This is a genomic window from Secundilactobacillus malefermentans (genome assembly GCF_008033155.1).
Taxonomy (GTDB): Bacteria; Bacillota; Bacilli; order Lactobacillales; family Lactobacillaceae; genus Secundilactobacillus; species Secundilactobacillus malefermentans.
The window spans coordinates 520466-543556 of the sequence record NZ_CP042371.1; the positions used below are offsets into that span (position 1 = coordinate 520466).

The 23091-nt window shown below is 41.4% G+C and carries 23 protein-coding genes and 1 riboswitch; of the genes, 9 read left to right on the forward strand and 14 right to left on the reverse strand.

What is annotated here, in order from left to right:
- Positions 1–5 precede the first annotated feature (5 nt).
- Positions 6–263 carry a hypothetical protein gene (locus FGL90_RS02605; protein WP_010619449.1) on the reverse strand — a complete coding sequence of 86 codons (258 nt, stop codon included), beginning with the start codon at positions 261–263 and terminating at the stop codon, positions 6–8.
- Positions 264–454: 191 nt separating this feature from the next.
- Between FGL90_RS02605 and FGL90_RS02610 the strand changes: the two genes are divergently transcribed.
- Both FGL90_RS02610 and FGL90_RS02615 read left to right on the forward strand, forming a co-directional pair.
- Positions 455–3169, forward strand: coding sequence for an MMPL family transporter (locus FGL90_RS02610; RefSeq protein WP_187240430.1), 2715 nt, complete (start codon positions 455–457; stop codon positions 3167–3169).
- 174 nt (positions 3170–3343) lie between these two features.
- Positions 3344–3826 (forward strand): C40 family peptidase, encoded by a 483-nt coding sequence (locus tag FGL90_RS02615; RefSeq protein WP_010619447.1) that lies wholly within the window; start codon positions 3344–3346, stop codon positions 3824–3826.
- Positions 3827–3849: 23 nt separating this feature from the next.
- On the opposite strand, the gene FGL90_RS02620 is transcribed toward FGL90_RS02615, so the two are convergent.
- Together FGL90_RS02620 and FGL90_RS02625 are read right to left on the reverse strand one after the other, a co-directional pair.
- Positions 3850–4308, reverse strand: coding sequence for a GNAT family N-acetyltransferase (locus FGL90_RS02620; RefSeq protein WP_033445194.1), 459 nt, complete (start codon positions 4306–4308; stop codon positions 3850–3852).
- Between the two features lie 59 nt (positions 4309–4367).
- Positions 4368–5027, reverse strand: a complete 660-nt coding sequence (locus FGL90_RS02625; protein WP_010619445.1) for a histidine phosphatase family protein — start codon at positions 5025–5027, stop codon at positions 4368–4370.
- A gap of 207 nt (positions 5028–5234) precedes the next feature.
- On the opposite strand from FGL90_RS02625, the gene FGL90_RS02630 reads away from it, so the two are divergent.
- Positions 5235–7364 carry an LTA synthase family protein gene (locus tag FGL90_RS02630; protein WP_304611177.1) on the forward strand — a complete coding sequence of 710 codons (2130 nt, stop codon included), beginning with the start codon at positions 5235–5237 and terminating at the stop codon, positions 7362–7364.
- Between the two features lie 49 nt (positions 7365–7413).
- Here FGL90_RS02630 and FGL90_RS02635 read toward each other — a convergent pair whose 3' ends face one another.
- The 3 genes from FGL90_RS02635 to FGL90_RS02645 all read right to left on the reverse strand — a co-directional run bounded on the left by FGL90_RS02635 (position 7414) and on the right by FGL90_RS02645 (position 10975).
- Positions 7414–8697 carry an ISL3 family transposase gene (locus tag FGL90_RS02635; RefSeq protein WP_147656733.1) on the reverse strand — a complete coding sequence of 428 codons (1284 nt, stop codon included), beginning with the start codon at positions 8695–8697 and terminating at the stop codon, positions 7414–7416.
- A gap of 201 nt (positions 8698–8898) precedes the next feature.
- Positions 8899–9903: an NAD(P)/FAD-dependent oxidoreductase gene (locus FGL90_RS02640; RefSeq protein WP_010619443.1), complete on the reverse strand. Its 1005-nt coding sequence runs from the start codon at positions 9901–9903 to the stop codon at positions 8899–8901.
- Positions 9904–9919: 16 nt separating this feature from the next.
- Complete coding sequence (locus FGL90_RS02645) at positions 9920–10975, reverse strand: PrsW family intramembrane metalloprotease (protein ID WP_010619442.1); 1056 nt, start codon at positions 10973–10975, stop codon at positions 9920–9922.
- Positions 10976–11127: 152 nt separating this feature from the next.
- Between FGL90_RS02645 and FGL90_RS02650 the strand changes: the two genes are divergently transcribed.
- Positions 11128–12087 carry a nucleoside hydrolase gene (locus tag FGL90_RS02650; protein WP_147656735.1) on the forward strand — a complete coding sequence of 320 codons (960 nt, stop codon included), beginning with the start codon at positions 11128–11130 and terminating at the stop codon, positions 12085–12087.
- Between the two features lie 56 nt (positions 12088–12143).
- On the opposite strand, the gene FGL90_RS02655 is transcribed toward FGL90_RS02650, so the two are convergent.
- Genes FGL90_RS02655 through FGL90_RS02665 form a run of 3 tightly spaced genes read right to left on the reverse strand, consistent with a single transcriptional unit; the run spans position 12144 to position 15051 of the window.
- Positions 12144–12944 (reverse strand): Cof-type HAD-IIB family hydrolase, encoded by an 801-nt coding sequence (locus FGL90_RS02655; RefSeq protein WP_147656737.1) that lies wholly within the window; start codon positions 12942–12944, stop codon positions 12144–12146.
- Positions 12945–12949: 5 nt separating this feature from the next.
- Complete coding sequence (locus FGL90_RS02660) at positions 12950–13753, reverse strand: Cof-type HAD-IIB family hydrolase (RefSeq protein WP_225423056.1); 804 nt, start codon at positions 13751–13753, stop codon at positions 12950–12952.
- A 29-nt stretch (positions 13754–13782) separates the two neighbouring features.
- Positions 13783–15051: a D-alanyl-D-alanine carboxypeptidase family protein gene (locus FGL90_RS02665; protein ID WP_010619438.1), complete on the reverse strand. Its 1269-nt coding sequence runs from the start codon at positions 15049–15051 to the stop codon at positions 13783–13785.
- Positions 15052–15180: 129 nt separating this feature from the next.
- A riboswitch (TPP riboswitch) is annotated at positions 15181–15270 on the forward strand.
- 116 nt (positions 15271–15386) lie between these two features.
- On the opposite strand from FGL90_RS02665, the gene FGL90_RS02670 reads away from it, so the two are divergent.
- The 4 genes from FGL90_RS02670 to FGL90_RS02685 all read left to right on the forward strand — a co-directional run bounded on the left by FGL90_RS02670 (position 15387) and on the right by FGL90_RS02685 (position 18483).
- On the forward strand, positions 15387–15953 hold the full coding sequence (locus FGL90_RS02670; RefSeq protein ID WP_010619436.1) for an ECF transporter S component: 567 nt from the start codon (positions 15387–15389) through the stop codon (positions 15951–15953).
- 15 nt (positions 15954–15968) lie between these two features.
- Complete coding sequence (locus FGL90_RS02675; RefSeq protein ID WP_147656739.1) at positions 15969–17408, forward strand: ABC transporter ATP-binding protein; 1440 nt, start codon at positions 15969–15971, stop codon at positions 17406–17408.
- Positions 17405–18061, forward strand: coding sequence for an energy-coupling factor transporter transmembrane component T family protein (locus tag FGL90_RS02680; RefSeq protein ID WP_010619434.1), 657 nt, complete (start codon positions 17405–17407; stop codon positions 18059–18061). Before FGL90_RS02675 ends, FGL90_RS02680 begins: the two co-directional genes overlap by 4 nt.
- 62 nt (positions 18062–18123) lie before the next feature.
- Positions 18124–18483, forward strand: coding sequence for a hypothetical protein (locus tag FGL90_RS02685; RefSeq protein ID WP_133278372.1), 360 nt, complete (start codon positions 18124–18126; stop codon positions 18481–18483).
- Between the two features lie 87 nt (positions 18484–18570).
- Here FGL90_RS02685 and FGL90_RS02690 read toward each other — a convergent pair whose 3' ends face one another.
- Positions 18571–19137, reverse strand: coding sequence for a hypothetical protein (locus FGL90_RS02690; RefSeq protein WP_147656741.1), 567 nt, complete (start codon positions 19135–19137; stop codon positions 18571–18573).
- Positions 19138–19333: 196 nt separating this feature from the next.
- Complete coding sequence (locus tag FGL90_RS02695) at positions 19334–19903, reverse strand: C40 family peptidase (RefSeq protein WP_147656743.1); 570 nt, start codon at positions 19901–19903, stop codon at positions 19334–19336.
- 257 nt (positions 19904–20160) lie between these two features.
- Here FGL90_RS02695 and FGL90_RS02700 point away from each other — a divergent pair, with 257 nt between their 5' ends.
- Positions 20161–20352: an LBP_cg2779 family protein gene (locus FGL90_RS02700; RefSeq protein ID WP_010619430.1), complete on the forward strand. Its 192-nt coding sequence runs from the start codon at positions 20161–20163 to the stop codon at positions 20350–20352.
- An 81-nt stretch (positions 20353–20433) separates the two neighbouring features.
- Here the strand turns inward: FGL90_RS02700 and FGL90_RS02705 are convergent, their stop codons facing one another.
- The 3 genes from FGL90_RS02705 to FGL90_RS02715 all read right to left on the reverse strand — a co-directional run bounded on the left by FGL90_RS02705 (position 20434) and on the right by FGL90_RS02715 (position 23028).
- Positions 20434–20781 (reverse strand): hypothetical protein, encoded by a 348-nt coding sequence (locus FGL90_RS02705; protein WP_010619429.1) that lies wholly within the window; start codon positions 20779–20781, stop codon positions 20434–20436.
- Positions 20782–20800: 19 nt separating this feature from the next.
- Complete coding sequence (locus tag FGL90_RS02710) at positions 20801–21967, reverse strand: hypothetical protein (RefSeq protein ID WP_010619428.1); 1167 nt, start codon at positions 21965–21967, stop codon at positions 20801–20803.
- A gap of 80 nt (positions 21968–22047) precedes the next feature.
- On the reverse strand, positions 22048–23028 hold the full coding sequence (locus tag FGL90_RS02715; RefSeq protein WP_029327515.1) for an asparaginase: 981 nt from the start codon (positions 23026–23028) through the stop codon (positions 22048–22050).
- Positions 23029–23091 lie beyond the last annotated feature (63 nt).

Consider the following 23091-nt stretch of genomic DNA (forward strand, 5'->3'; position numbering starts at 1 on the left):
TTTTTTTAATCCGCTTGCCGTTCATTTGCACGCAAACGCGCTAACGTTTGACCAAACGCCGCATCAATTTCTGGTTGTAATTTTTCGATTCTACTATCATTTTGGTTATTCTCCGAGACCTCTGTCACCGTTTGTAAATAGGCAAACAGGACCTGACTGGGTTCCAAATGAAAATCGTTTGCTAATTTTGTCGCCAGTTCAAATCGGGACTCCCCATTCATTTTTTCAAATGGACTTTGGTACTTTAAATGTTTTCTTTTCATCGTTATCTCTCCTATTTGTAAAACATTAAGTATAGGGCGTGGCCATTTAAACATCAAGAAATTCGCACTCAGTTAGCTTACAGATAAGTAAAGTTTTAAAAAATACACCCCAATCACCATTTAACCTATGGTAGAATTGAGTGCGATTGAATTATTATAAATATATGTTGCAAAAAGGGGAAGCATTGACTATGCAAGAACAACTACATAAGCTCCATAAAAATCGAATATTTTCACTGATCGTCTGGCTGGTGGTCATTTTTATTGCCATCATTTCCATGCCAAAAACCAGCACCATGATTCAGTACTACGGCCAACCACAACTTTCAAATAGCAGCCAAGCTATGAAAGCTGCAAAGCTCAAAAACACGTGGGGACGCGAGCTAAATGGCACCTATAATGTCAACGCCGTTTTTAATAATAGTAATGGTAAATTAACGGCTAACAACAAAGCCCAAATTTCAAAAATCGTTACTAAATTACAAAACAAGCAAAAGTACTACGGCATCAAAAAGATTACAACCATCACCAACACACCTGAAGCTAAAAACCAGTTAGTTTCAAAGAATCAGTCAACTCAAATAGTTCAGTTGGCTGTTTCGCGGGATCAAGGAACTGTACGAAATATTTCTAAGCAGCTCTATTCTCAGGTTCAAGCGGCTGGTTTGAAATCTTACGTCACAAGTCCAGAAATAATCAACGACGACAATAACTTACGAATCGCTGGATTTGTCCAAATTGCAGCCATTATTCTCTTTGTTCTTGCAATCATCACAATGGGAATCATTTTTAAATCAGTTGCTGCACCATTAATTTCATTTCTGACATTACTAATTTCTTACCTAACATCACTCAGCATTTCAAACAATCTGACGTATCGAGAGAACTTCCCCTACTCTGAATATTTGCCACTTGCGATTTTACTTAGCACATTTCTAGTTGGTACCTTCGAATTATTCTTCCTATATCGTCGGTTTAAGCAAAATGTGGCTGAAGATGCAGAAGGTTCTGCCACAACGTCAAAAACGATTCGTTACGTTCAATACCCAATTATTGCAATTGGCGTGACCCTAACAATTATTTTTGCAGCATTCTGGTTCCTTCCATTTTCAACAATCAGGTCCTTTAGTTCACTTGCATTTACGTTTATCGTTTTAACGTTAGCTGTTCTGACAATTTCACCCATTTTCATGGGAATGCTGGAAGAAAACTTCTTCTGGCCAACTCAAAAAAGTGGTGAACCAAAAGAACGTCACTTCTGGAATAGACTTGCCCGCTTTGGTATGTGGCAACCAATCGTTGCAATCCTAGTTGTGCTTTACGTAGTTGGCCCATTTGCCTACAGTTACCACAACAATTTAACCTACTCCGTTATGAATAACCTTCGGAACGATAATCAAGCGGCTCAAGGTGCCAAAGTATTGGCTGCTCATTTCTCTCAAGGGAAGGCAAGCCCAATCACCGTTTACCTCAAATCAGATAAACGATTAGATAGTGCTAATTCGCTTTACCAAATTGATAACTTAACGACTAAGTTAAAGAGTATGCCTGGTATAAGCAGTGTTACCTCGTTAACACAACCAAATGGGATGCCAATCAGTCAGTATTATGTGTCAGCTCAATTAACTTCAGTTACGCAAACCCTTAAAGGGGCAACGGATCAGCTTAATTCAATTCAAGGAACTTTGAAGGATAACAACTCTGATTTAAGCGTTTCTGATTTGACCAAGATTAACAAGAGTTTAACCAAATTATCAACGGCCACCACTAAACTCTCCACCGACAGTAGCACGGTTCAAAGCCAAGTTAGTGAAATTGCCGGACGAGCAAGTGCCCTTCAACAAAGTAGCAGTTCTAGTCAATCTGCTAGCTATCGACGTCAGGCCCGAATTGTTGCAGCCCAATTACAAACTGCCGCAACTAACGTACAAGCATTAGTTAACCAAGCAAATCTGAACAATACTTCCGCCACCACTAATCAAACTGGTCTCGATAGTTACCAAACTCAGGTTAAGTCGGTTGCTAAGAGCTTGAAAGCTTCTCAAAAGAGTTTAAAGAATCTGGTTACCCAATATAATGATATTTATAACTATTTAACGAAGCTTCAGGCTTCAGACGCTGCTAAGATTTACTTCATGACCCCTGAACAAATCATGTCACCAACGTTTCAACGTTCAGTCATTAATAATACGAGTCAAAACGGTAAGATGACCGCTTTAACCGTCTACATGAAGAATTCACCTGATAGTCATAAGACCCTTGCAACCACTCAAAAACTACAGGATGAAATTAAGACCCAACTGCAAGGAACATCACTAAAGAAAGCGACCGTTGCAGTTAGTGGTCAGCCAATGGTTCAATCGGCTATTCAATCTGAATTTGAACATTACTTACCACTATTAGTTTTGATGACAGCTTCAATTTTGCTACTCGCTCTGATGCTGATTAGCAGATCAATTCTGCAGCCTTCATTCTGGTTGGCGACGTTCTTCGTCAGCTCACTTGCCGGCATGCAAATTGCTCATTTGACGATGCGCTTTATGGCTGGTCAATCCCAGTTCAACTGGCAAGTACCAGTGATCGCAATTGTGCCATTAGTGGCAATCGCCGCGCTCCAATTAATACCTTTGGCAATCGAATACAGATATAATGAAGACTCACTGCTTGGGTGGCTCACACCTGCAATGACGGAAACTGGTCAAACATTACGTCATACATTATTCATTGGCATCATAAGTGTGATTGGGTTGGCATTCTTACGATTCAATCCACTTACTGAAGTCATGCTAATTGTCATTTACACGTTAATTATCTTCAACATTGTCTTACCAATTACCGTTACGTCACTTGGAAAGCTTACCGTTACGGTGCCAAGTAAGAATCCTCATCTGAGAAGACACGGATAAGTAATTTAACTTAAAGATAGTCAAAAGCCATTCACCTGGTGCTTTCAGGTGAATGGCTTTTTTTGATGTTACGGCCCCTATTTGATTCTTAACGGCAATGCAATTAGTTTGTTACATGCTCGTCACATTTATTTGGTAAGGTTTTCATTGTAAACTTAATAAGGAGTATATCTGATGAAAAAAATAATCTTACATAGCATTGTACTTGCTTCACTCGTTGCACTATTCATAATTGGCTTTGGTGGCAAATCAGCTCAGGCCGACACAACAGATTCTACTGATTCTTCTACAACATACAGCAGCATCTACAAAGTAGCTAAGTCAAAATTAGGCTCTTCATACAGCTGGGGTGCAGTTGGCCCTAACCGATTTGATTGCTCAGGGTTCACTAGTTACGTTTACAAAAAGGGAATTGGCAAAACCATTTCTCGTACTGCACAAGCTCAATATAACAAGTACACGCACGTTAGTTACAGCAACATCAAAAAGGGTGACCTCGTCTTCTTCGGTTATTCAAAATCAAGCATCTCTCACGTCGGCTTATACGTTGGCGATGGCAAGATGATCGATGCTCAAAATCGTGGCGTCGTTAAAGAAGCAGTTAAGGCTCCATGGTGGCATGCAGTAGGATATGCCCGCGTAACAACTTTAAGTTAATAAATACAAAGAATCGATTGAAATTAATCAATCGATTCTTTTTTTTGCACTAAATTATAAGTCATTTTACGGTGTTTAATATTTGCCTCAAGAAATGGCTCGCTGGTAATGACAAAGCCCATCTTTTGATAAAATCCAAGCGCTGTCTCCTGTGCATCAAGGACTGCTTCTAGAAAGCCCTCATCCTGGGCATCAGATAATATCCGTTTGATGATTTGGGTATTATATCCATGATGTCGGGCAGCTTTCAGAGTTGCTACCCGCTGAATTTTTACCCGCTGATTAAAAAGCGGTTTAATCCGTGCAGTTGCCACTGCCTGACCATCGACATAGCCGACGTAGTGTTTAACATCCTCGTCTTGACCATCAAGTTCAAGTGCCTCACTAACACCCTGCTCACCGATAAAAACGGTTCGCCTGATTGCGATAGCATCTGGGTAGACAGGGTTCTCTGTTCCAATAACTGATTTTATTTCCATCATTTTCGCACCTTTAATTGAATTACTCATACTTTAGCGCGTAAATTAGCTTTTGTCATGCCCTATTTTTGATTATATGAGATGACCTTAACGCGATTACCATCAAGTTCAAGCTTCGTCAAACTGCCATTTGCTGGTCGAGTTGATAAATCATACTTACCTTCACCATAACGTTCCATCAAACTGAGCAGTGTGTTTCCATGACTAATTAGCAAGACGTTATCGCCATCTTTGAGTTGGGAATTGTTTCGGATCAATTCAAATCCCTGATCAATTCGTTTCCAATAGTCGTCATTATTTTCTGCCAAATGAAATGGGTCAGCTTCCTTCAAGAAGTCTTTGGCTTTTCCAATGGAATAGGTCGATTGGATATCCTTAAACATTGGAACCCCATGAGGCGCCCCGGCAACGTACCACGTTTGGTTCATGTCGTTACCCTCATAGTAGCCATAAAATTCTTCACGGAAAAATGGGCTGGTGGTTGGGTGGTCAACCGCAGACACCGTATTTGCTGCCAATATAATATTAGCCGTATCCATCGCCCTAGTGGTATCACTGCAATAGGCATCTGCAAATTTGGTGTCGGCCAATTTAGCGGCCGTTTCCTTTGCACCATCAATTCCCTTTTGAGTTAGCGGTGAATTACTCCAACCCTGAAGTTTATTGAAAATATTAAAATAGGTTTGACCATGTCGCACAACGTATAAATTCAGTTTTGCCATCTAAAATCGCTCCTTTGGTTTGCTAACTTCAGTATACCAATATAAGACCGCTTTCACTCACTAATATTTTACTAAGTAACCCTGAATCAGCTTCCTTTAATTCCTGAATCTGCTACCATTACAATGTTCACTTTAATTTTGCTGAATGTGATACAATTTATGAGTTAGTTTTTATTTCGTATATAAAGGAGCACCATTTTGAAAGTAATTAAAACTTTTTGGGAGAAACGTAACACGCGACTCGGCTTTTTCAGCTGGCTCGTCCTTTTATTTTGGATTAAAACCCTCATTGCCTATTTTGTAGACTTCCACCTAGGTATATCAGGGATTTTCCAATGGTTTATTCTCCTGATTAATCCACTCGCAACTACCGGTTTGCTCTTCGGACTGGCAATTTATTTACGGAAAGCGCGCCTATTTTATCCAATCATCATCATTATAGATATCGCCAACACGGTCCTGCTCTATTTAAACGTCATTTACTACCGTGAGTTTACCGACTTCATGACTATTTCAACAATGACCGGCTACTCAAAAGTTAACCAGGGACTTAGCGGAAGTTCATTAGCGTTAACAAATATCCACGATGTTTTGTATTGGTTAGACCTTGTGGTAATTGTCGTCATGCTACTTTTCAAATGGATTCGGATTGATCACCGCCCCCTCAACAAGCGAATTGGGCTCACGATTACCTCCCTCGCCTTTCTCCTGTTTGGCGTTAATTTAACGCTAGGCGAAATGGATCGCCCACAATTATTGACTAGAACCTTTGATCGGACCTACGTCGTTAAATATTTAGGGATTGACGCTTTTACGGTTTACGATGGCGTCAACACGCAGCATACTGATGCGATTCGAGCGACCGCGAAGAAGTCGGAACTGCGGTCAATCTTAAAATACACCCGAAAACACTACACTTCGCCAAACAAGTCGATGTATGGAAAAGCTAAGGGTAAAAACGTCATTGTCCTTCATTTGGAAAGTTTCCAACAGTTCTTAATCAATAAGAAAATCAACGGCAAAGAAGTAACCCCCTTCTTAAATAAAATCTACAACAGTCAATCGACTTACTCGTTTGATAACTTCTTCCACCAGGTTGGCCAAGGAAAGACAAGTGATGCTGAAAACTTGCTGGAGACCAGTACTTTTGGCCTTTCACAAGGATCACTATTTGCCCAACTCGGCAGTGATAACACGTTCCAGGCCGCTCCTTCTATTTTGAATCAGAGGGAAGACTATTCTAGCGCGGTATTCCATGGAAACGTCGCTAGTTTCTGGAATCGAAGCGCCACTTACAAGAACATGGGCTATCAATACTTCTTTGATGCCAGTTATTACGATACATCGGGCGATCGATCAACTGGGTACGGGTTAAAGGATAAGCTTCTTTTCCACGATTCCGTGCCATTCCTGGAAAATCTGCAACAGCCATTTTACGTGAAGTATATAACCGTTACCAATCACTTCCCGTACACGCTTGATTCAGAGGATACCACGTTTAAAGGCGCCAATACCGGCGATAACACGGTTGATAATTACTTTGTGACCGCCCACTATCTGGACCAATCAATCAAAGAATTTTACGCCTACCTAAACAAAACTGGTTTAGCCAAGAAATCATTAATCATGATTTACGGTGACCATTACGGTATTTCGAACTCGGAAAACAAGAAGCTCGCTAAGGCGCTTGGTGCCAATCCAAACACCTGGAATGACTACGACAACGCCCAACTTCAACGGGTTCCACTAATGTTCAACATGCCTGGAACTAAGGGTGGTAGTATTCAACACCAATATGGTGGCGAGGTTGATGTACTGCCAACACTCTTACATTTGTTAGGGGTCAGTTCAAAACGTTACATTCAATTTGGAACAGACTTATTCTCTAAGAATCACGATCAAGTGGTCGCATTCAGAAACCAGGATTGGGAAACACCTCAGTATACATCGGTTTCTGGGACCCTTTATTCCAACGCAACTGGGAGCGAAATCAAGAATCCTTCCAAGTCGCTACAAGCTAAAGCGGCCAAGATTCAAGCCCACGTTAAAAATGAATTATCACTTTCTGATTCACTAAACGAAAAGAACCTTCTTCGTTTCTATAAACCAAAAGGATTCAAGGCGGTTAATGCCCGAGACTTCAATTATTCCGATGGCTTACAAAAAGAAGAAAAGCTGGAAGACAAATTGGCGAAGAAATCAACCAGTCTCTTAAGCGAGAATAATGATAAGTCAACGTTGCCATTCTATAAAACGGATGCACCTGAACTTAATCACAAATCAACCGATTCTAATCGAATTAAGATTACGAATCCAGATGATAATAGTGGCAAATAAGTGGCTCTCTGTCAAATCCTGTTGATAGATAGTTTTACAGAACTAGAAGCTAAGCGGCTTCTAGTTCTGTTTTTGTATTTGGTTTTGTTCTCATTTGTTGAAGTTTGATCCGCGAGATTAAATGATGGAAATTTCTAAATCCAAACGCAGTCCGCTGAATCTGCTTAATCATCCGATTAATACCTTCAATTGGGCCGTTAGAATACTTAGATTCACTGGCATTCAAGACAATTTCCAGATTACTTTTAAACGTTTTTAGTGTTTCCTTCATTTGAAAACTTAGGTTTTCATTTTTGTAGAGATAGTGGACAATGCCATCTTTGTCATGATTTTTAAGACAGGACATGATACCTTGCAGCGCATCGTATGTGCTCGAAATAGTGTCATCAGTGTTAAGCCCCATTTGTACTCGCCCTTGTTGAGTTAACTGCTGTCGTAAATGACGATCATAGAAAGTTTGGCTGACTTCTAGTTCATCAATGTGCTTCAAATATAGTTTCCATGAGAACTTAAGCAGTCGATATTCGATAGATTTCTTGTCATATTTTTTCATTGTCTGAACTCTAGTCTGGTTGAATGCCCGCGTCATCATGGCGATAATGTGGAATCGATCAACGACAATTTCTGCGTTTGGAAACATTTCCTTAACGATATCTTTATAGTAACTATTGAGATCCAGAGTTACGGTTTGAACCCGTTTTCGGGTATTGATATGGAATTTATTAAAGTACTCAATAATGCTTTTTTTATAGCGATCCGGCAAGATTTGTTGAATTTCATGGTTGCTGGCACCGTTAATACAGATAAAGTGTAATTGACCACCAACACCGCGAACTTCATCCATCGCTAAATGCTCTGGTAAGTAATCATAATTCCGGCGGAATAAATCATCGTAATTATCTAAATAGCGACAAATTGTACTTGGTGATACACAATTATCTAAGGCGATGCTGGCCTGAGTCCGGTCGTCCTGCAAATGCATGAATATTTTCTGTCGTGTGGCTTGCGAAATGTTGCAATATTTATCAACTAGACTAGTGGATGCCATTATTGAAGCACCACAGTCTTTACAAACTAATCGTTCCTTATGCAGCTCAAGGTACACTGGCTCACTGGCATTGGCTGACGGGTACGAAGTACGCGCAATGTAGTGACCATTATGGTTCAGATGATTGAAACCACATTGGGGACATCTCACACAGTTAACTTTAGCGTTGGCGATGTAAATCTTAGATTGTTTGTTTTTAATAGATTGGCTTTTATAAGCAAAAAAGTTAACGTTCTCGTCAGTTATGCTTAGGACGAACTTTATGGTATTATCAATAGGGTTCATGGGTTCTTATCTCCTTTAATGATGCTGTAGTGGGTGGATTTTATTGGATGGGGACCTGTGGGCTTTTAATTTACAAAAAAATCCTGTTAATAGATTACCACTCTGGCAATCCATCAACAGGAAAAAGTATAGAACCAAATAAGTTACTTGAATTGAGTCTATTTTCCAATAATCAAAAAGAAGGATTAACCTCCAATCAGGTTAATCCTTCTTTATTTTCAGTGACGTACTATGAACTGGACCCCGTTTGTCAGGGTATATTTGCTGCATCATGGCATTTATAGCAGTTGGCGCTTCGCCATAGGCCGTTGCAATTAGCTGCTGCTTGCCAGGGTAAAGCACGCCATCACCAATGGCAAAGATTCCCGGCTCACTGGTTTGCATCTTGCTATCAACTTTCAGCATCCGGTGATCTTCATCAAATTGAACGTGCCAGCCTGCCACAGCCTTGTTGTCCGAAATAAAACCGTAGCTGACAATGACGTCATCAACCAATAGTTGCTCAAATTGATCTTCCGTCTTGACGCGCTTCAACGAAATATTAAGTTGCTTTGTGGGTGTCTGCTCGATATCCTTCACCAAAAATGGCGTTTTAATCGTCACCGAGGAGTTTCTCAGCTTCTCAACCATATATTCCAATCCCCTAAACTGATCCCGTCTATGGACAAGTGTGACATGTTTAGCGAGTGGCTCCAGCATGAGGGCTTGGTCAATTGCCGAATCTCCTCCACCGGCAATTAAAACCTCATGATTTCGGAAATGTTCTAAATCTGAAACGCTATAAAAAACCTGCTTACCTTCAAACGAGTCGATATTCTCGACTGCTAATTTCCGAGGCGTAAACGCCCCATTTCCAATGGCCAATAGGATTTCCTTTGTATGGGTGATTCGCTGTGGTGTTACGATTTCAAACCCATCGGCTTCCCGCTTGATGTCCGTTACCGTTTGATTCTTAAAAATATCAATTGGAAAATCCTTAAATTGGTTATTCTGCTGGGCAATTAGTTGACTCCCCTTAATCGTTGGAAATCCTGCCACATCAAGAATTTCCTTTTCTGGGTAAAGGGCCTGAACTTGTCCGCCCAACTCTGAGAGACTCTCAATCAGTTGTGTCTTTGCCGTTCTTAATCCGGAGTAGAAACCTGCGAACATTCCTGCGGGTCCTCCGCCAATAATTGTAATATCATATCTTTCAGTTGCTGCCATGATCTCACCCTTTCTTTTATAGTAAATAGGTTGATTCGATTGTTTGCCCTTGCAGGGTTCTGACTTCTCGCAAGCCCGCGTTAATTAATACAAATATTGCCACCCAACCAATGATGATTAAACTCAATTTTTGCAAATCGAACGTATTGAACAACTCACCCGGAATATTCCAGTCCCACATTGCGTGCAGAAAGATGGCTAACAAATAGAATCTCAAAAATTTCATATCCTTCAGACTATCGCGATTGATTGGTACGTGGCGCTCCTTTGCCAAAACAATTGCGGCACCCACCATCGCTGACCAAATGGTGTGAGTGCCCAACGCCTGCCAACTTCTGATAAACAACGTGACCAGTCCATATTCACCCGTGTAGCCTGCCGTTTCAAAAACTGCGAAACCCGCACCAACTGCCGCCCCAATGAGCATTCCATTGAAAATATAGTTAAGCCGAAAGTGGTTCACAAAGTAAAATATAATCAGCATTTTTGCGGTTTCTTCAATAAACCCAATTGCAAACGCCGAGCCAATACTCACACCGTTTCCTGAAGGAATAATCGAGTATAGAATCATTGTCATTATTAGCGATAAAATGCCACCAATCAGAAAAACTTCCGTTGTTTGAAAAACTGATACGTTTTTAAAAACATTAATTTCAAAAAACATAATTAATAGTGAAAATGGCACCATTAGCGAGCCAATAAAGAGCATCCCCGGCACTGCTTTATCACTATGAAACACGAGGAAAAGCAGGGTTAGCAGTGCAAAACTCGATCCAAGCAACGCAAATACCCGCGAAAAAAGCCAGGGCTTTACGGGCGCCGATGAAACGGTTGCGAGCGCTGGTGTTGTCGATTTCGTGCCCACAATGAACAAGGCATCCGCCTCATCCTTCCCATGCTTCTTGAAAATCTCGGAAAACATGCGAAATAAGTGGATTTCGACAGCTTCATTTTCACCCGTCCACTCGTTCAACTCTTTTGTCGCATCATCCAACAGATGCTCATATCGTTTCCGTGCTTTTGCGGCTTTCTCGCTATTAGGTGATTTACTATTTTTAGAATTTTCAGACAACAGAATTCTCCTCTTTTTAAATTCGGTCTAAAAACATTATAAAGCATGTTCAGATTTTTTTCCGTGTAAATTAGATTTGTTTTTAAGCGCTTTCTCCCTTATCATTTAAGTAGAGACTAACATCTCGAATAAATGGTTGGAGGTTTTCACTCATGGCACGCAGAAAACTCATTTTGGACTTAGATACTGGAATCGATGATGCAATGGCAATTGCCTATGCACTCGGTGCACCCGATGTTGATTTAATTGGGATCATTGGCTCGTATGGGAACGTCATCGTTGAAGAAGGTGGCAAAAATAGCCTCAAGATTTTGGAACTTTTAGGTGCAACAGACGTACCCGTTTACTTAGGCGAATCGCACGCTTCTCAAACTGATCACTTTGATCGACTTCCAGTTAGCGCCAACATTCACGGCGAAAACGGAATTGGTGGTGTTCAATTACCAGAAGCAAAACGCCCACTTGAAACGACTTCTGGTGTCGACTTTCTGATTGATGCCGTGAACCAGTATGGTAAAGACCTAACGCTTGTTCCAACTGGTCCTCTAACCAACTTAGCCGCCGCAATCAAAAAGGATCCAGACCTCCCAACCAAAATTGGAAATGTGACCATCATGGGTGGCGCCCTAACCGTTCCCGGAAATGTGACTCCGTACGCTGAAGCCAATATTCACCAGGATGCGGAAGCTGCTAACGCGGTTTTCACTAGCCCAATTCGCCTCACAATGGTTGGCCTAGATGTTACTCTCAGAAATATTTTAACTAAAAAAGGAACACAAGAATGGCGTAATCTTAAGACAAAAGCTGGCACGGATTTTGCTGACATCGTCGACTACTATATCGATGCTTATGCCGATTTTGATGCGACTCTCCACGGCTGCGTACTTCATGATCCGCTCGCTGTTGGCGTTGCGCTTGATCCAACTTTAATTACCTCATTTGATTTAAATATGATTGTGTCGACTGACAAAGAAAGTTACGGTCGAACTATTGGTGATACTACTCGAATTAACCAACCAGATGCTAATATTACGGTTGGGTTAACCTCTGATAGTAAACGCTACTTAGAAACCTTTATGAATTACCTGACGAAACTTTTTAAGCAAAACTAATAGTTTAAATGATAAACGGGAGGATCAGCTAATCATGCTGGTCCTCCCGTTTTTATTTATTTAAAAAAGCCATCCGTAAAGGCTGCCACGCCATCATCCTCATTTGAGAGGGTTATTTCATTTGCCGCCTGCTTAATTTCATCAGTTCCGTTGGCCATTGAAACGCCAACCTTGGCTGCTTTAATCATTCCCAAATCATTTTCAGCATCCCCAAACGTCATTAAGTTATCATAAGTCCAATTGAAATGGGTTAATAATTCTAGCAGCCCAACTGCCTTATCCATATCGTGATCGAGGAATTCAATAATTTGCGGTTGAGACCGAACAATATGGTAGTGCGCCGTCATATTCTGATCGAGCGTCGCCTGAACCAGGTCGATTTTCTCCCGTTGCGAAGCCATGACAGCCTTGCTAAAAAGACCATCCCCCAGTTTTGCAAATGGTGTTGGTGTGTAGTTCATCGAAGCACCCAACATTTGCTGATAAATTGAGGGCGTCAAATCGCTGACTGGATAGACTTGATCAAAGTCGAGAACATCCAGCGGGAATTCATGCTGTTTGGCAAATTCGTACAGCGGTGCAAGCCCAGTTAGCTTGAGCCCCTGCTTCGCCAAAACCTTTTTATCTGTATTATGGATGACAAGCGCGCCATTAAAGGTGATTGTGTAGTCCAAATCGCTCGTCAGGCCAAGCTGCTCGATGTATTTCCAAATAGCATTAATTGGACGTCCCGTGCACAAAACCACCATCATCCCAGCCTCATGAAGCTTTTTCAGCGCCTGCTCATTTCTCTGGCTAATGCGCTTATCATTCGTTAGCAACGTATTATCTAAATCCAACGCAATCATATTAATCATTTGTTCTACCCCTTGTCATCTATATATTCTGCTATGGTATTCAAGACACCCTCATCATTGTTGTCCCACTTTGTCACAAATGGTGCTATTGTTAATACTTCCGGCGCAGCATTTTTCATTGCGTATCCGTATTTGGCCATGCGTAACATTTCAATGTCGTTACCACTATCGCCAAACGTTAGCGTCTCGGCAGGCGAAACTTGCCACTCTTTTTGAAGTTGTTTTAACGCATAGGCTTTATGAACGTGCGGCAAAATAACATCGAGGCCCCCAAGCCCACTTGAGGTAGCCCTAAGTTTTCCGGAAAATGTTTCGTTAAATAATTTTTCCTTTGCGCGAACATCCTCATCTTCCCAGGTTAAATCAACTTTATAAATGTCATCACTTACCGTCATCAAATCAGTGACCGAATTGAATTTGCTGTAGAAGTAACTGGATTCCCCAAATCGAGTTGAATCCGACTTCAATTCTGTGTAAGCACCATTTTTCCCGGAAAGAATGACGTGAACTTCTGCAAATGCTGGTTCTGACATGACCCAATTAATCGCTTTTTTCCAAAGTTCGCTAGGAATAACTTCCGATTGGATAATTTGATCATTAACGGCGATCACTGCGCCATTTTCCGCAACGTAGGTCACTTCGCCTTTGATATCGGCGAAAGTTTCCTTCAAATGTATTAATTGATTTCCGCTTGCCGCAACAAAATGAATTTCCGCCTGATTCATTTGGGTCAATAATTTTTGAAACCTTGGTTGATTAAACATTCGATTATCCTTTAAAAAAGTACCATCCATGTCTGTTGCAATCATTTTAATCACGTGTAAGCTCCTCCAAACCATTAATTAATGTGAAATTGGGATTGTAACTTCAGCTCACCCAAAAGCGACTCCTTTTGCCGATTTGTATTTCGTTCCATTTTGAACTGCTTAGTTAGCGAAATGGCTCCGATTGGTACGTTGATCGTCTTAGTATACTTCATCAATTTATCGGTATCCTTAAACGCATTCTTATCTTTCAAAATAACGGTCACAATCCGATTACCATGCAGGGCAGCCGTTCCAACGTAACAAATCCCCGCCTTTTCGGTGTAGCCAGTCTTCAACCCATCAACTTGAAGCTGATTATCATAGTCTGCTGCTCCCTCAAGTAGTGGATTATAATTGTAAAGCGTTTGACCATCGACCTTTTTTGTTCGTTGATTGCTGAAGTCGACTATTTCGGGATAACGCAATAATAATTTTCTCGCTATCGTTGCTAAATTGCTTGCGGAAAGCTTATTGGCGCCGTCACGACTGCTACCTGGTAAAACTAAATCAAACTTTTTTAAGTCTTCATTTTCAAGCCCAGATGCAGATACAAAATGAGTTTGTGTCAAATGCCAATCTTGCGCAGTTTGATTCATTAGGGCAACAAATTTTGTATTTGATCCAGCCACCCACTCGCCAAGCGCGATGGCAGCATTATTGGATGATTGCACCACCGCTGCATTCACTAAGTCGCGAACCGTGTATTGATGCGTTGTTTTAAATTTGAACCCACCATATTCAGTATCTCGACTCATCTTGATTAAGTTCTTATTCTGGGTTGCCGTCACAACCTGGTTCCAGCCATTTTTCATTGAGTGAACCTTTGTTAAAACGAGGTACAGCGTCATTAACTTTGCGGTTGAAGCAACGAGCTTTGGACTATTCACATTTTTAGCATACAACGTCTGTCCGGTGGCGAGATTCATCGACAAAGCGGCCGTTGCGTTCTTCAAATTTGGTCCCGTTGCATTTGCTGCCCTTTTTAAATAACGCGACCAAATCCAACCTTGCTTTTGGTCACTAAGGTACACGTAGCTTACCCTGGAGACGCCACGACTCGAAACCGCGCTGCTCTTCTTAACGACGTACGAGATTCGATTAACATCCGTCCCAACTGAAAGGGTCTGCTTGGTACGGGGATTGTAGATGGTCGCGGCGCTATTCACGATTCGATAGGCTTGTGGCTGACTCAGCACTTCACTCACCGACTGCCCAGCCGCGGCATGCCCCGTCATTGGCATCATGAAAAGCAGACCAAAAACTGCCACAATGAGCCTAAATAAAATTTGCCGATATTTCAACCGTTATCACCTCACCAATTTGTTACCCTTAATTTTAGCAAATTCAAATGAGAAAGACAGGCTTACAGCAAAACTTAAACTTCTTGCAACCCCTTTCAATTTCTGGTAGTCTTGGTACTGTAAATTAGTTAAATATGTCTGGGGTGCCATTTGGCTGAGATAACACCCATTGAACCTGATCTGGTTAGTACCAGCGAAGGGAGATAAAATGAACGGTTCTATCATCTTTTTAGACGTGGAAACCCTCGACTCAGCTAGAGTCGGGGGCTTTTTATTTGGAAAAACACCCCTTTTCCACATTTAACTAACTACAACATTTTAAAGGGGGATTCACTATGAATATATTTAAAGCTTGGCATTTACGCGACATTATCACACTTGCCTTAATTTCCATCTTCTTTGGTGTCATCTACTGGGTCATCATTCCACTTTACAATGGCCTAACCATTGCACTTACGCCAATTGGTCTTGGACCAGCCGCCAACGACATTTTGATGGGCGTTTGGGTCATGGCTGGACCGTTAGCTGGCTACATGTTTAGAATTGCCGGCTCTGCCACCCTTGGCGAACTTCTCGGCTCCGTTGTTGAAATGTTTCTTGGTGGCCAATGGGGCGCAAGCACGTTAATCTCCGGAATTGTCCAGGGAATTGGATCAGAATTAGGCTTTACGTTGACTGGCTACAAACTGTACAACTGGTTCAGTCTAAGCTTAAGTGTTTTCACCACAACGGTTGTCACGTTTGGCTGGGACATGATTCGAAATGGGTACAATAAATATCACATTGGTCTATTACTGACCCTATTTCTCATTCGATTGGTCTCCACTTTCTTTTTCAGTGGCGTCCTCGTCAAATTGATCATGAATCTTTTAGAGAAGAGCCATATTTTAGCACCGCGTTAAATTGGAGGAATTCTTGTGGCAGCCGTAACGATTAAGAATCTTACATTCTCATACTCAACTGAACACACTAGCCTACCAGCGACGCTCAAAAATCTAAACTTAACGTTTCCTAGTGGAAAGTTCTCATTGCTCATCGGACCTTCTGGAACCGGAAAATCGACTTTACTCAAACTACTCGCAAATTTGTACCCTGCATTTCGTGGGCGTTTAGAGACGGGCACAATTTTGTATGACGACCAATCGCTTGCCGACATGCAGCCTAGCAGCATTAGTCGAATGGTTGCCCTCATGTTTCAAGATCCGGACCAACAATTTGCAATGGATACAGTTGAAAATGAAATCATCTTTGCGCTAGAAAATTTACAGGTTGCCCCTGAACAAATCTCCGCAGCCGTCGAGCGGGCGCTTGAATTTGTCGACATTACAAATTTGCGTCATCGCGTTCTTTCTACTTTGTCTGGCGGAGAAAAGCAGAAAGTGGCATTGGCAATCATCGTTGCCATGGATAGCGATGTCATTTTGTTGGATGAACCATTTGCCAGTATCGATCGCGGTTCGCGTCAGTTCCTCTTAAACCGCCTTGCAAAATTACGAGATGACGCTGGAAAAACCATCATTTTGGCAGACCACAATTTGAGCGGTTACCAAGATTTGGTGGATGCCGTCTTTGAGCTCGACCCTGCAGCAAAACAGATTACGCGTTTGTCAGATGAGCAAGCCGAAAACCGGTTTGCCAATTTTGACCACCAACTCTCACCCGTCAAATTAGGCATCCCCACCGCTGAGGAAAGCCAAGTCCTTCACCTTAGCCAATTAACGCTGGCCACGCCAAGGGAAACTTTGGTGCATGTCGATTCTTTAGGATTTGCTAAGGGAAAGATTACCCTCCTGACTGGTGAAAACGGCTCTGGTAAATCAACACTCTTTAACGCCATTACGCGATTGGGCCACTATCAAGGACAAATTACTTATCTTGCCGATGACATTCAAAAAATCCGCCTAAAGCGCTACGCCATGCAAGTTGGCCTCATGTTTCAAGATGCTCAATCACAGTTTCTGGGAATCACGGTCGACGAGGAGCTCGCCATCTCCAAAAAAGCGAGTCATCATCCTGATTATTATACCGATTCCAAAATTACAGAAATGCTTACCACTATTAATTTGAGTGGCCGCGGTGACCAAGTTGTTTATTCATTAAGCGAGGGGCAAAAGAAAAAGCTGCAACTCTTAGAAATGCTCATCGTGGGCTCACCCGTTCTTCTTTTAGATGAACCTTTAAAGGGACTCGATCTCAAATCAGTTACCGAGGTTGCTACCTTCATTGCAACGGCCAGCCATGAGTTGGGGCAAACTTTCATCATAATTAGTCATCAGCTAACCGGACTTGCAGCCATTGTAGATTATCATCTGACTTTAGCTAACCAAACGCTGACTTATGAGGAGGAACTAAAATGAATCCCAGCATAAAAATGTTACTGGCATTATTGATTGCCGTTGAGGTTTCATTCACCCAGTCATGGTCAGTCAACCTCATTCTCGTTTTGGGAAGCTTAATTTGGCTAATCGCGGTCAAAGTAGCCCCTCGAAAGATTGGCCTGCTCTTCTTGGTGCCAATTCTACCCGCCATTGCAATTACAATTTCAATGTACCTTTGGACTGATCAATCCGTCCACTTTATCCTCGTTCTGGTCACTCGGATTTTCGCCTACGTTTTTGTAGGATCAGTTGCCACTTTGACAACGACCCTTCAGGAGTTGATCCTTTCACTCGAACAAAATGCAAAGCTTCCCTCGAAGTTTGCGTATGGATTCTTGGGTGCCTTTAATTTGATTCCCAAAATTATCAACGAAGTCGCCATTATTCGATCGGCAGGTCGCATGCGGAATCAAACCATGCATTTTTGGTCACCCAGCCTTTATTTCAAAGCTATTTTAGCATCCCTAAACTGGTCTGAAAATTTAGCCGAGGCCATGACTTCTCACGGATTCGTTGAGGATGTTCGGCGGACTCACTACCGAATAATCCACGTTCCTCACCATAATTATTACGAATTCGGCGCCATACTAGTCGTTTTACAACTGCTGCTATTCGCCACCCCACTTCCCTGATGGCATAAACCTACCCGTTATACTAAGAATGGCTTATAATAAGGGGGTAAGGGGTGATTTCAATGAAAAAGTCTAATTTCAAAAATTTTACAACAATCTTTGGATTGGCTGCCGCAATTATCGGCCTTCTGCTAGAAGTGATTGCCTTCATAATTGATTTCGATTCTCAAACGAGCGCAGACGGCGTCATTGCTGGTGCCACACTACTTGCCATTGGTGTTGCCTTTCTACAAAGTAAATCCCTCGTAACGGAACTAATTTTGCTTACAATCAGTTCATTGGGATTCGGCTATTTTGTCTTTGTTCAAACCAGTCAAAATTGGCTGTGGGCTATTTTAACCACTATTCTAATTGACCTTCTATTAATTTATTTCTTAGAGGTCCGATCAAAGATTCGCCAAAATCATAGTAAATGGTTCTAAAAAAAGAGTAGCTAGAAAAAGTTTCATTTTCTAGCTGCTCTTTTGATATTGTATTTAATTAAACTCGCTTTTTTCTAATTGTCGTCATCATTTATAACTTGCCACGTAATAGAAACTTGCCCCACCGTTATCCGAACGATAAAGTTCACCACTCGTTGTCACTTCAAACCAGGCAACTGTTGGTGCGGTGTTGGGATCAACACCCTTTGCTTTCATATTGGCTGAATTATGATTTTCCGTTACTTGAATAACTGTCGCATTATTCGAACTCTTATAGGATGACATACTAATATCTTGCCGTTGATATTGTTGCTGAACTTGTGAATAGACCCAGTTATACATCTGGTTCTGACTCAATTTGGCAGTCTTAGTTTTAGGTTGACTTGAACTTGACGCTTTCGAACTATCCGCGTTAGACTCGCTACTTTTTTTGGCTTGGGTTTGCTTTTGACTGCTACTGCTACCCAAGCTACTTGTTGAACTGCTATCCGATTCGCTCGAACTAGCAGGTTCGCTGCTAACGGCCTGTTTCTTACTCGATTGACTAACCGCTTGTGATTGGTCACTATCGGATTTACTTGTCTGATTCCCACATCCTACAAGTGTTAAGCCCAAACTAACGATTAAAATGCTGATTAAGTGAATTTTTTTCATTTTGTCGGATTCTTACCTTTTAAGATAAGTTTCCATCCCCCCCAAAGGTTAATTAACTCACCAACATTATAACATCTCTCTCAACTTTATTATCTAAATCCAACAAAAAAAGAACCCACCATCGCTGGTGAGCTCCCTGCTTGATAAACTACAAAGATATTGTAGTTGTAATCAAAAAATGATTACCAAAAATTTATTAACGGTTAACTGTTCCGGCGAAACTAGGCATGAATGCACTATTAATTGTTTCAATCTCAACATTTTGACCTGGTTGTGGCGCTGCTACGAACTGATTATTGCCAATGTAAATTGCAACATGGTACGTTGCACCCTTTTGACCCCAGAAAAGCAGGTCTCCCGGTTTAGCATCTGCTACCGCTTTAGTTGTTACTTTACCTTCTTGGGTCACAGTGTAGTGACCTAATTGGATATTTGCAGCATTGCGGTAGACATAATCAGTTAGTCCTGAACAGTCCATTCCCTTCAAGGACTCTCCGCCCCATACATAAGGAATGTTTTCGGAAGCGAGCTTTTTGGCAAGAGTGACAACTGCCGTACTCGTTGAATCACTGGTACTACTAGATTTTACCGTAGCAGTACTGGTTGAGCTGGTTGCCGTATTCACCTGGGTACTACTCGACGCATACGGTAATGGTTGAATTGTGGTGTTCGTACTCGACACAGTATCGGCATTCGCACTAATAATTGGTGTGGCTGTAAAAGCAGCAACTGCTGCAATTGCTAAAATCGATGTTCTAAATTTCATATATTCACCTCATCATTATTTTGAGTCATATTCACTATAACTTCTGCACATAACAGACTAATTACACACAAATATTATTATGATGACAAACAACCAGGCAGCTAAATAGTCAGCTTTTAGTTAGTTTACCGCACCAACCCGCTATCAGCAATGTTTTATTGTCAATATGCGCCTTTTTTTGAAACCTGTTTGTCACCTTTTTTAAAAAAATAGCTATAATAGAGATGTAGTTACTAACTAAAACCTGGAGGGATTGTATGGAAAAAGAATTAAATAATATCTCTGAAGACATCGTCACTTTCCAGAAGAAGCATAACCTCACCGATAATGAGCTAGCATTTAACGTCCACATTACAGTTGAACGATTGCATGATATTAAGTCAATGGAATCTGACCCTACGCCGGAAGAACACGCAATCATCAAAAAGTACTTTAACCAACACGCATAACGTCTTTATGCCTGTCTCTTACTAAGTACGGCTTACAAGTTTAAAACCACTAAAAAAGATGCGATTAAATCGCATCTTTTTTTAGTTTCTATTCTGTTTGACGTTTTGATTTCGTTTTATATTCGCTTCATGCTGAGCAGAGCTTTCTGCAACTTCACGCTGTTTGCGTATTTCGGCGTCCTTCTTAGCTTTCGCTTCGGCGGCCTTGCGCTTTGCAGTGCTTTTTTCTTTCCAGTAACTATATGCCCCAACTGCAATTAACGCTACAAACATTTGAACTGGGAAATATAACCAAGTTTGTGGATCAACCGGTTTGTGGGTCAAAATCGGACTCGCAAGATAATAGGCGGCAAATAAGATGGCAATCATCAGGACAATTTCTAACGTACTTGCAACCCACTTTGGAACTTGCTTATTCTTTCGCTTCATAATATGAAACTCCTCCTTGTTATAAATCCCCAGCTTGTTTCAACTGTTGTTCAATTAAATGAGCTTCCAAATAATCGAACCCAATTTGGGTGATATCAGCTATTGGAATGGACTTGCCAATTGCATCAGTGATTTGATTTTGTTCAATCTCATGAAAAATAATTCGTTCATTCGTAACTTCGCTTGGGTAACCAACGATTGAATCACCATCCTTCAAACGAATCTGAAGAACCCGTTTGAATGCTGATTCTTGTCCCAAAACCGCTACGAAGAAGTCTGTCGTATCATCGAATAGTCGTTCATCGTTCAATACCGGCTGAAGTTCAGTTCCAATTCGTTCGTTCGTGTTCACCAGAAGCTTTACTGTTTGTAAATAATCTGACTCAACGATGACCTCGCGAATTTCTTGTAATCGCATCAGAACGTACCCGCCAAATTGCCCAGACATATCAACCAAGTTAAAGACGACGCCGGTGTCATTCATTGAGTTAACTTTCCCGACGAAGAACATTTGTGGATCACCATCTGGAATTATCGCAATAAACGTGTCGTTTTTCTGTGCGAATGACAGTTTCTCCGCTCGGTCAGCCAAGGTTGATGCCCGTTCCGATGGCCGATGAGATAGACCCGTTAATTGAGGCATAATCAAGGCTTGTAACGTGAGCTCTCGGCCCTGAAACTCGATTAAACTAATGTCGGCGTACTCCAACGTCACGATTTTATTATCTGAATAGTTAAATTTATTAATAGCAGCTAGTTCAATATGATCACTCGCTAATTTTACGATTTGGCCTTCATAAAAGTGACTTCGACTTTTATCCATGACCATAATGACCCAATCATTTAAAACCGCTTGATTTAGAACTTGTGCCAGTAATGGCTGGTCCGTCGCGAAGGTCATTTTTATTTTATTTAAATCAATTAAATTTTCTTCACTAGCGTTATTAATTCGAAAGTCCATATTATTGAGATCATCGCTATCAAATTCAACCTCATCAATAATATCAAGATTCAGATAAACGGCACCATCTGATAATCCAGTGTCACTATACGTTTGCAACACTAATTCAACTTGATCAAGCGCAGTCACGTACCCAGTGTAAACGACTTCTTGATTCTTTTGAAAAATATTCACTAAAAACTGCTTACTTTGCGCGTACTTTAAATCTGTCAAAATTGAATTCATGTGGTGACACCCCCTCTTGGAAAAAAACTTGACTAACAAATAATACTACCATAAAGTGGCCCCACAAAACAGCTTAATGACTATGATATCGCGTTGCTGACAAACTGGATGAGCTCAGTACCTTTTAGGTTACCGCTCAGCCCAACAAGCAGCTTAATTCTGGCTTTTTGTCCATTCAACCCTTGGCATAAAATTAAGCCCATTCTTTTGAGCTCGATGCCACCGCCCTCATAGTCATAAATATCCTGTGCAACTCCGTTATAACATCTTGAAACTAGGACAATTGGAACGTGACGATCAAGAAGCCGTTGAAGAGCGGGTAGTGTTTGTGGCGGCAGGTTCCCGGCTCCAAGTCCTTCCACAACTACCCCTTCAGTCTCATCAGAAAGGTAATCAAACAGCTCACCTGTCATCCCTGCGTATGCCTTGATTAAATAAACGTGATTCTCAACGTGATCTATTTGACAAGTTGTTTGCCGAATCAATTCCTGAAAATATCGGGCGCCCTTATTGGAAACAATTCCAATTGGACCAAACGTTGGCGTTCTGAAAGTTGCGACGTTTGTAGTGTGCGTCTTCGTCACGTATCGAGCCGTGTGAATCTCGTCGTTCATCACGACAAGAACGCCCTTGCCCTGAGACTCATCATCGGCGGCCGTTAAAATTGCGCTTTGGAAATTATACAAGCCATCTGATCCGACTTCATTAGATGAGCGCATTGCGCCGGTGATGACAATGGGAATTGTGTTTGGCAGTGTCAAATCTAAAAAGTACGCGGTCTCTTCAAGAGTATCCGTCCCGTGGGTGATGACAACGCCATCCACGCCATCCTTTTCAGCCCGCTCAATTCTATTTTTTATTTGAAGCATAATTTCAGGCGTAATGTGGGGTGAGGGTAAATTAAACATCTCATCCGTTATCAAATTTACCTGACCATTCAAGATGGTTGATTCGTTTGCAATCGGATTCTTAGAATTTGGCACAACTTCGCCCTTTTCATTTTGGGACATCGAAATGGTGCCCCCGGTGTGAATCGCTAAAATAGTTTTCAAATATCTCATGTCCCTTCATTCATCTGATAGTCCTATTTTACGAGTTTATTCTAATAAGTGGTCGAAAACTTT

Excerpts from the sequence above, each read along its gene's own strand:
- FGL90_RS02615 (WP_010619447.1), top strand. The coding sequence starts at position 3,344 with ATGAAAAAAATAATCTTACATAGCATTGTACTTGCTTCACTCGTTGCA.
- FGL90_RS02635 (WP_147656733.1), bottom strand. The coding sequence starts at position 8,697 with ATGAACCCTATTGATAATACCATAAAGTTCGTCCTAAGCATAACTGAC.
- FGL90_RS02605 (WP_010619449.1), bottom strand. The coding sequence starts at position 263 with ATGAAAAGAAAACATTTAAAGTACCAAAGTCCATTTGAAAAAATGAAT.
- FGL90_RS02715 (WP_029327515.1), bottom strand. The coding sequence starts at position 23,028 with ATGAGATATTTGAAAACTATTTTAGCGATTCACACCGGGGGCACCATT.
- FGL90_RS02710 (WP_010619428.1), bottom strand. The coding sequence starts at position 21,967 with ATGAATTCAATTTTGACAGATTTAAAGTACGCGCAAAGTAAGCAGTTT.
- FGL90_RS02695 (WP_147656743.1), bottom strand. The coding sequence starts at position 19,903 with ATGAAATTTAGAACATCGATTTTAGCAATTGCAGCAGTTGCTGCTTTT.
- FGL90_RS02670 (WP_010619436.1), top strand. The coding sequence starts at position 15,387 with ATGAATATATTTAAAGCTTGGCATTTACGCGACATTATCACACTTGCC.
- FGL90_RS02685 (WP_133278372.1), top strand. The coding sequence starts at position 18,124 with ATGAAAAAGTCTAATTTCAAAAATTTTACAACAATCTTTGGATTGGCT.
- FGL90_RS02650 (WP_147656735.1), top strand. The coding sequence starts at position 11,128 with ATGGCACGCAGAAAACTCATTTTGGACTTAGATACTGGAATCGATGAT.
- FGL90_RS02620 (WP_033445194.1), bottom strand. The coding sequence starts at position 4,308 with ATGATGGAAATAAAATCAGTTATTGGAACAGAGAACCCTGTCTACCCA.
- FGL90_RS02655 (WP_147656737.1), bottom strand. The coding sequence starts at position 12,944 with ATGATTAATATGATTGCGTTGGATTTAGATAATACGTTGCTAACGAAT.
- FGL90_RS02625 (WP_010619445.1), bottom strand. The coding sequence starts at position 5,027 with ATGGCAAAACTGAATTTATACGTTGTGCGACATGGTCAAACCTATTTT.
- FGL90_RS02690 (WP_147656741.1), bottom strand. The coding sequence starts at position 19,137 with ATGAAAAAAATTCACTTAATCAGCATTTTAATCGTTAGTTTGGGCTTA.
- FGL90_RS02705 (WP_010619429.1), bottom strand. The coding sequence starts at position 20,781 with ATGAAGCGAAAGAATAAGCAAGTTCCAAAGTGGGTTGCAAGTACGTTA.
- FGL90_RS02680 (WP_010619434.1), top strand. The coding sequence starts at position 17,405 with ATGAATCCCAGCATAAAAATGTTACTGGCATTATTGATTGCCGTTGAG.
- FGL90_RS02610 (WP_187240430.1), top strand. The coding sequence starts at position 455 with ATGCAAGAACAACTACATAAGCTCCATAAAAATCGAATATTTTCACTG.
- FGL90_RS02660 (WP_225423056.1), bottom strand. The coding sequence starts at position 13,753 with ATGATTGCAACAGACATGGATGGTACTTTTTTAAAGGATAATCGAATG.
- FGL90_RS02700 (WP_010619430.1), top strand. The coding sequence starts at position 20,161 with ATGGAAAAAGAATTAAATAATATCTCTGAAGACATCGTCACTTTCCAG.
- FGL90_RS02640 (WP_010619443.1), bottom strand. The coding sequence starts at position 9,903 with ATGGCAGCAACTGAAAGATATGATATTACAATTATTGGCGGAGGACCC.